Below are 342 nucleotides of genomic sequence, written 5' to 3'. Positions count from 1 at the left end.
CCCGCCTGGCCCCTTCGTCTAGGCTCCTGCGGTCCAGCCCCTCTCCGATGAAGACCAGGTGGTTCAGGCCGTCCCTGGCCTCGGCAAAACCCAGCTCCAGGTGGAAGACCAAGGGCTTGGGGGCCTCCCGGAGCCGGACCACCCCCTTGCCCCGGAGGAGACGGGAGCCGTGCAGGAGGAGGAGGACCCCTTTGAGCCAGGCTTCGAGGTCCCCCAGGGAGGCCTCCCCTGGGAGGACCACCACCCGGGCGTGGGCGTGGAGGTGGACCCCAGGGTGGAGGATGCGCAGGCTCCGGGGCGGGAAAAGGACCTCCTCCACCCCCCCCCCCCCCCCCCCCCCCC

At 72.8% G+C, this 342-nt stretch carries 1 protein-coding gene; it reads right to left on the bottom strand.

Going from position 1 to position 342, the window contains the following annotated elements:
- A partial coding sequence (locus tag BVI061214_RS13960; RefSeq protein ID WP_162207986.1) for a CobW C-terminal domain-containing protein occupies positions 1 to 319 on the bottom strand: 319 nt, incomplete at its 3' end.
- Between the last annotated feature and the right edge of the window lie 23 nt (positions 320 to 342).

This window comes from Thermus aquaticus (genome assembly GCF_001280255.1).
Classification (GTDB): Bacteria; Deinococcota; Deinococci; order Deinococcales; family Thermaceae; genus Thermus; species Thermus aquaticus.
This window is presented reverse-complemented; position numbering and strand designations above follow the sequence as displayed.